Raw genomic sequence first — 7,375 nt, forward strand, 5'->3', positions numbered from 1 at the left:
GGCTTAAAAGTCTGCATTTCACTAAATAAAACCAATGACAACTTGGTTTTTCACCTCAACCATAATATATCTGTTTTGTATCATGGCAGTAGATGAACAGTTTTTCTTAAAACTATTTTGAGATGATCAGATCAGTTTTACTTAAAGTCATGGAGCTATATGATTTCCATCATGCTTTATCGAATACAATTCCAGTACTTTTAGATAAGTTATCAATCCAATGCTCCTTTAAACATCACTTTAAGACCAAAACAGGATCAATTAGGGTTTGAAATGAGCATAGAAACTGAATCAGGATCTTTATCCGAAAAAGGCACCAAAGTAGTATTGAAACAAACCCCAAGAAAGTGATTGGGGATTTGTAATTCTGAGTGGCAAGCTGATACATATCGGCAGATTGAGTATTTCAATTGAAAAGGATTTAAAAATCCTGAAAAATATAGAAAGTCCTCTCATGAAAACCCGCAAAAGTAATTACCCGACATTGTACCAGATCAACACCCGAGTTTGGTTAAACTCCTTATCTCATAAACTAGGAAAGCATGCCACTTTGAATGATATCCCGGACGGAGAATGGGACAAAATCAAAGAATTGGGATTTGAATGGGTATGGCTGATGGGGATCTGGCAAACAGGTGCCAAGGGGAAAGAGATTTCACGTACCCACCAAGATTGGCTGGAGGAATTTGAAAAAACCCTTCTTGACCTCAAAATGGGAGATATTGAAGGTTCGGGATTTGCGATTTCTGCCTATGAAGTCCACAAGGATATGGGAGGAAATGGGTCGCTCTCACGCCTTAGAGAAAAAATGAAAGAAAGAGGGTTGAATCTGATGTTGGATTTTGTCCCCAACCATACCGCCATAGACCACGAATGGGTCCAAAAACACCCGGAATTTTATATCGAAGGCACTGAGGAAGACCTTCAGCGGGAAGCCCACAATTACAAACCTCTCCAAGTAAAGAATAAAGAAAGGGCTTTCGCCCATGGTCGAGATCCATTCTTTCCATGCTGGCCTGACACCCTTCAGCTGAATTATGCCAATCCTGACCTGCACAAAGCCATGATCGGGGAACTTGAAAAAATCTCCGGTCTCTGTGACGGTGTTCGCTGCGACATGGCAATGCTGGTAACACCGGAAGTATTTGAAAAAACATGGGGAAGAAACAGTAAGCCCTTTTGGCCAAAAGCCATCCAAAAAATCAAATCAAAATACCCCACATTCAAATTTATTGCTGAGGTGTATTGGGACATGGAATGGGAACTTCAGGTACAGGGGTTTGACTTCACCTATGACAAGAAGCTCCTTGACCGGCTGTTGGAAGGCAAATCCAGGCCTGTCCGTGAACATCTCAATGGTGCACTTGAATACCAAAACCGGACAGTACGGTTTATTGAAAACCACGATGAACCCCGGGCAGCAGCCTCCTTTGACCAAAAGCAACATGAAGCTGCCGCCATCATCACTTACTTCTCCCCAGGACTCAGGTTTTTCCATCAGGGGCAGTTGGAAGGTAAGAAAATACACCTTTCTACACACTTGGTGCGCTGTCCGCATGAAGCCATCGATCCTGTCCTACAGCGGTTCTATTGCAGGCTGCTTGAGGTACTCAAAAACCCTCTCTTTGAAAAAGGAAGGTGGAAACTGCTAGATCCGAAAGCCACCTGGTCCGGAGACGTTACATGGGATTCATTCATCTCCTTTTCTTGGGAAAATGGCCAAAACAACATTGGGATTGTGGTGGTGAACTATGCCCCTTACCGAAGTGAATGTTTCCTCCAACTTCCTTTGCCATATCTGGCGGATAAAAAATGGAGGCTGCAAAACCTGATGGGCGAAGAATATTATGAAAGGGACGGAAACAGCATGCTATCCCAAGGCCTATTCCTGGATATGCCGCCTTGGCATTACCATGTCTTTGAATTTAAGCCATTGAAAAAGACGCTATAAATCTTGAAGAAAAGGAGACCCCGATCTTTTTCCTTTAGATTTGATCAAAACCTCTACTGTTTTCTATTCCAAGACAAATTTGAATCAGAAAATTTGCCGATGAATAGGGTTTTTCCAACTGACAAAATTCATCCTCGAAAATATTCTTCATTTACCTGACCATGTAGAAAACCTGGTCAACAAAAAGCTTGTTGGGGACCATTTTTTTCTTGACTTGAACGCTGATTTTATAGCCATGTATTTTTAAAACCCAAAATATCAGAAAGCTTCATTTTTTTTTCTTAAACCACCATAATCACCCAAAAAGGGCAAAAAAATGATTTTCTAAATCCTGATAAAATCAAATTTTGTAAGCCGTAAAATTCCAAAACAGGAACTGAAAATTCATAAAATTATATTTATTCAAATTAAACGTTAACGTTTAATAATACCGTTTTTCAAGGGTTAAATTTATGATACCGATAATTCTACCTAAAGAAATGGCAAAAGCATTGTATTTATTTTGGATTACTAAAGATTCAATAAAGGCAGCTTTTGCTCAAAAAAATAAGAAAATCAAAAAACCTAAAGCGTACCCTACTCAAATGAAACCTTTCTATATATTTTGTTTTGTATTTCTAATAATAGTTTCTAGTGCTCAAGCCCAAGTATTCACCAACAAAGTTGTAGGCGAAAAACACCAATCCAAAAGAGATAGCCTAAAAAATTCCGAATACCCATATATCTTGCCGATCTGGGGAGGCAAGGTAACCCAAGCCGGATATACACTCCCCTATTCTGCAGGATTAAGCGTCAATTATTTTTGGCAGGAATCTGACCTCATCATTGAAAACCTCATGGTAGGATTCAATGGTGGCCAAATGTATAATGTAGATGATGTGGTAAGGTTTAATAAAGCCGTTGCAACTGCAAGCGCTATTTCTGTAAGACCCGATGTTTGGGTATTCCCATTCTTAAATGTTTATGGGATTTTGGGTAGAACCCAGGCATCAACAGAAGTAGGATTTGGCCTTTGGCTGCCTGACTCGACCAATACCTATTCGGAAGTATTCAATGCAGAATCAAAAGTGGATTTTACGGCCGGGACTTTTGGATTTGGAATGACACCTACTATTGGTGTCGGTGGAGGATTTTTGGCATTGGATATGAATATCGCATGGACTGACGTACCGCAATTGAGTCGACCAACAAAGACTTTTATCTTCGGCCCACGATTAGGCAAAAACTTCAAACTTCCAAATCAGAAAAGTAACATAGCGATATGGGCAGGGGGATTCAGGGTTCATCTCAATTCTGAAACCAACGGTTCTGTCAACTTCAGCGATGTCATCGACACAGATGGGCTTCAGCCAAGGATAGACGAGGGCTTCGAAAAAGTCGAAGGTGCCCATATCAAAGTGGATACATGGTGGGAAGGACTCTCCCCTGCCGACCAAAAAAACCCCATCAATATCGCCAAATACAATGCCGCAAATTCGACTTTGACCCGGGCAAGTGAACTCCTCGTGGCTGCAGATGCTGCGCTGAATGATGACCAATCTGCTTCAGTCCAATATTCGATGGACAAAAGACCTGCCGATATGTGGAATTTTATTGTTGGATCCCAGTATCAGATAAACAAAAGTCTGATGTTCCGTGTCGAGGTCGGGTTTTTGACATCAAGAACCCAAGTAATGACCGGTATTCAGTATAGGTTCGGCTTATAAGTAGTATCCCGTTTTCAAAACAAAACCCCTGTGAAATCAAGCTCACAGGGGTTTTGTTTTGTAGGACCGGATGGAAAAAACCTGGCCAAAGATCTTGGGTAAAAATTGAATACTTATTCGAAAGCAGTATCCATTTTCACCTTTACTCAAAATTGTAATATTGCCATTGCTGATATGAAGAAAGACAAAATCAATATGATGTAAGCCAAAACAGAACCAATTGAAAACCGCATTTCTTGGTAATGTTCTTTCAGCTTAGACATGCTTTGGTTGTGTTGTATCGTGGCCACAAGTAATACCACAAATGAAAGGATTACAAGGAAAATACCAATTTGCGCCCCATTGATATGGTTCACAAACCCGGTTCTACCTTCTTCTATACGCTCATAGAAGTATTGGTAAGCACCCACCCCAACAGCAAGCAATGTCACGGAAGTCCTGATCCAGGCAAGTTGAAGCCTTTCAAAGGCAACCCGGATCCTTTCATTTTGGAGGAGTTTTTTGTTGGCCTTCTTTTCTTTCTTCTTCTTCAATTCTTCAGGAGTCAGTATTTTTTCCACTTCGGGTTCAGATGGGTTCATAATGATCAGATTTTAAGCCAAATTAAATAAGTTATTTGGTATATTTTTCAAAATTAACAAGCATTATTCTCCTAATTTTCAGAAGATGGGTCTGTACAAAACAGAAATAGACACGCTTCACAAAAATTGAAAGTAGGTTTTTGACTAAAGCAAATTGGACTGAAATCAAGCCAAAAGAATTTGGAGAAACATACTCCCACGCCCACCATATACCATCATCTTTCCGCCCCTTTTCAGAACTCCAAATTCCCACCACTCCCATTTTATCCACTCAAAAATGAAGAAAATAAAACTCCGATACACCTCTATTTTTTCTGATTTTTTAAACGATAGCGTTTACAAACGACCTCCAAAAACCTATAAATTTGATAGGTAAAAAAGAGGCTTAAAGCGCAAAAAAAGCCATCTTACACCTCTTCCACGATAAATACATTGGAACCAAATAGATGGCCTCTTAGTCTCCTTTCCTAACAAAACCCGAGAGGTTTATCTCCAAATGGTTTTTTGAACATACAAGGATAAAAACAAGAAAATCAATTCTCCATGAATGAAAATTCTATCAATTAAAAACTTAAATTCCGTAATGATAAATAAAACCAAAATCCTACTCCTGTTCATGTTCCTTTTAGTATCAGGAACTTCCAAATCCCAAGTCATCATTTCCTTGCTTTTTGGAGACGCCCTCAACACTGAAAAAATCGAGTTTGGATTGACAGGCGGATTAAACCGAACCTATTTCAATGGATACAATGGTTCCGAGGGACTGAATAATTTCAATTTGGGTTTCTATTTCCATATCAGGGTCAAAGAAAATTCATTTTTAAGCACAGGTGTATTGGTCAAATCCAATGTGGGTGCGACCGGAATGCCGACTTATGCACTGGGTGACGAAAATTTTGACGAGTTATTCGAAGAAGGTAATCTGACCACCAAGGTCAATATCTTTTACGTCCCGATCATGTGGCAGCAACGCATCAACCAAAGGTTCCTTTTGGAAGGTGGCATACAGGCAGGATTAAGATCCAAAGCCTATGATTACTTTAACTTAGAAAGTAATGGCGGTGATTTGGAGTTTAGACGCCAAGTCAGTGATGATTTTACAAGACTTGATTTTGGCCTGGTAGGAGGAATGGGTTATAAGCTTAAAAAAGACCTGAAAAGTATGAGTGTAGGGATGCTATACTATTATGGCTTGGTCGATGTCATGAAGAATCCTGATGCGACAGTCAATAATTCCTCCCTGAATGTCTACTTGAGAATTCCAATCGGTGCCGGTCAAAAAGAAAAATAGATCAAAAATCAAAATACAAACAATCTAAAAAAAACCAATATGAAAAAAATCATATTTATTATGATTGCCGCTTGGCTGATGGTATTTGGCTTTGGAATAAACAGCATGGCGCAAATCCAGGACGGAGAAATTGAATATTTCCAATCCGTATATGGCATGGACAAGAAACTCATGGTTTCTGAATTTCTTCAAATTAATCCGACCGATCCCTTTTGGACCATTTATGATGAATACGAAGTCAAAAGGAAAGATTTGGGACAGACCAGGTTCGACTTGCTCAATAGGTATGTTGAGAACTATGATAAACTTGGGGATGCAGATTATGATGAAATAGTCCGTCAGATGATCGCTCTTAGGAAAAATACCGACAAGCTGATAGAAGATTATTACAAAAAAGTCAAAAAATCCAATGGCTCTAAGGTGGCGGCGCAGTTCTTCCAATTAGAGGAATACTTTATTAGTGAAATACGCGCCGGTATTATGGAAGGCATTCCTTACATCGGAGAGTTCGATAAATAAAACTTTCATAGGCTGGATCAGTTAAAATATCCGGCCTTTTTTTACCTCCAGTTTGCTAAGTACGCTTGACTAGCAAAATTTTTGTGATACCGGTTTTGTAATTGGTAAATTAGGAAAATGAAATTCAACATATTAGCGATCACCTTGCTTCTTTTTTACTGCTGCACTTCTGCAAAAAAAGAACCCACTCCCTTTGTAAAAGGAATTTATGGCAATCCCGCCACACTTTTGGATGCAGGATACAGGTTTGATTCTTTGGGAATGAACGCGGTATTTGTCAGAAGCATTTCCCTCAATAGGGAGTTTTATAATACAGCCCGCCAACAAGGCGCTAAGGTTTTTGTAGAGTTTCCGACGCTCAACGGAAAAGAATACCTTCAGGACCACCCTGAAGCTTGGCCCATCACAGAAACGGGCGAAAAGGCCGAACCTGCAGACTGGTTTATGGGAATTTGCCCAACCGACCCGGATTTTAAGAATTTTCGACAAGAACAATTGAAAGATATCCTTCGGGAATTTGAAGTAGACGGGATTTTTTTAGACTATGTCCATTGGCATGCCCAGTTTGAAACCAAAAATCCCATCCTCCCCGAAACCTGTTTTTGTGATCGCTGTACCCGTCAGTTTGGAGAAAGTATCGGAAAAGAAATTCCCGGTAACATGATTGCTGAAAAGGCAAGTTGGATCCTGGAAAACCAAGACCCTGCATGGAGAAAATGGAGGGCATATATCCTCAATGGTTGGGTGGAAGAAATGGGAACCATTACCAAGGAAATGAGGCCTGAAGCCAAATTGGGGGTTTTTTATTGCGCTTGGTATCCGGAAGATTATGATTCTGCGCTGTACCGGAATCTCGGTATCGATCCATTGGCTTTTTCAAAGATCGCTGATGTCATGTCTCCCATGTTGTTTCACCAAATGAAGGAAAGGCCAACCACTTGGGTCGGAGATTATGTGACTTGGTTGGGAAACTTGACCCAAACAGAAAAAATCGGAAAGCCACTGATATGGCCCATAGTCCAATCTCATAACAATCCCGGAATTATCAGTCCCGAAGAATTCAGACAAGTCATGCTTGAAGGTTCCAAAGCGCCCGCATCCGGCATCATGATGTTTTCGGACCAATCTCTTGTCGAAAACCCAGACAAAATAAAAGTGATGAAAAAACTTTATAGAGAGGAAATAAAATAACATAACATGGATATACGCTTCTTTGCCAGTAACCCTATATTCTTCTTCATGGGGACGGATCCCGATAGCTATCCATAGCCGTCAAGCTAACAAAAATAGAAACAGCTAGGAAGATATTGAAAAGGGTGTAGTATTC

6 protein-coding genes are annotated in these 7,375 nt (G+C 40.1%); 5 read left to right on the forward strand and 1 reads right to left on the reverse strand.

The features are described from left to right. Window positions 1–454: 454 nt before the first annotated feature. Window positions 455–1,951 (forward strand): alpha-amylase family glycosyl hydrolase, encoded by a 1,497-nt coding sequence (locus tag MMU05_RS22390; protein WP_241143886.1) that lies wholly within the window; start codon window positions 455–457, stop codon window positions 1,949–1,951. Window positions 1,952–2,535: 584 nt separating this feature from the next. Further along, window positions 2,536–3,657 carry a hypothetical protein gene (locus MMU05_RS22395; RefSeq protein ID WP_241143887.1) on the forward strand — a complete coding sequence of 374 codons (1,122 nt, stop codon included), beginning with the start codon at window positions 2,536–2,538 and terminating at the stop codon, window positions 3,655–3,657. Between the two features lie 146 nt (window positions 3,658–3,803). On the opposite strand, the gene MMU05_RS22400 is transcribed toward MMU05_RS22395, so the two are convergent. Next, window positions 3,804–4,238 (reverse strand): YidH family protein, encoded by a 435-nt coding sequence (locus MMU05_RS22400; RefSeq protein WP_241143888.1) that lies wholly within the window; start codon window positions 4,236–4,238, stop codon window positions 3,804–3,806. A gap of 616 nt (window positions 4,239–4,854) precedes the next feature. Here MMU05_RS22400 and MMU05_RS22405 point away from each other — a divergent pair. The 3 genes from MMU05_RS22405 to MMU05_RS22415 all read left to right on the forward strand — a co-directional run bounded on the left by MMU05_RS22405 (window position 4,855) and on the right by MMU05_RS22415 (window position 7,239). After that, window positions 4,855–5,529: an outer membrane beta-barrel protein gene (locus MMU05_RS22405; protein WP_241143889.1), complete on the forward strand. Its 675-nt coding sequence runs from the start codon at window positions 4,855–4,857 to the stop codon at window positions 5,527–5,529. A 39-nt stretch (window positions 5,530–5,568) separates the two neighbouring features. Then, a complete protein-coding gene (locus tag MMU05_RS22410; protein ID WP_241143890.1) occupies window positions 5,569–6,048 on the forward strand; it encodes a hypothetical protein in 480 nt (159 codons plus the stop codon). Window positions 6,049–6,165: 117 nt separating this feature from the next. After that, a complete protein-coding gene (locus MMU05_RS22415) occupies window positions 6,166–7,239 on the forward strand; it encodes a glycoside hydrolase family protein (RefSeq protein ID WP_241143891.1) in 1,074 nt (357 codons plus the stop codon). Window positions 7,240–7,375: the final 136 nt, after the last annotated feature.

The sequence above is a fragment of the Cognataquiflexum rubidum genome, from assembly GCF_022538115.1.
GTDB lineage: Bacteria > Bacteroidota > Bacteroidia > Cytophagales > Cyclobacteriaceae > Cognataquiflexum > Cognataquiflexum rubidum.